The sequence below is a fragment of the Pseudoalteromonas sp. MER144-MNA-CIBAN-0113 genome (genome assembly GCF_040308965.1).
In the GTDB taxonomy this organism is placed as follows: domain Bacteria; phylum Pseudomonadota; class Gammaproteobacteria; order Enterobacterales; family Alteromonadaceae; genus Pseudoalteromonas; species Pseudoalteromonas tetraodonis.
Map to the genome: position 1 here is coordinate 1 of NZ_JBEOOG010000267.1, position 291 is coordinate 291.

At 39.5% G+C, this 291-nt stretch carries 1 protein-coding gene; it reads right to left on the bottom strand.

The annotated features are described in order from the left end of the window. Positions 1-291 (bottom strand): ATPase, T2SS/T4P/T4SS family (locus AAEY57_RS19665; protein ID WP_350608627.1); only part of this gene is annotated, 291 nt, incomplete at both ends.

A 291-nucleotide genomic window follows, 5' to 3' on the forward strand; every position in this document is an offset into this window, starting at 1 on the left:
GCACTACGTAGCGCGTTTGAAAAGCTATGAGTATCGCGATGTACCTCACGTTGATTAATAAGGCTTAATTTATTATCGTGAACAAACTCGATTGGATCTTCTATTGTTAGAATATGGTGATGTTTATTTTGATTTATATAATCGACCATAGCGGCAAGTGTTGTTGATTTACCAGAACCCGTTGGCCCTGTCACTAACACGAGTCCACGTGGGGTATCGGAGATTGTTTTAAAAATATCTGGCGCACCTAAATCATCAAGCGTTAACACTTCACTTGGTATGGTACGAAAT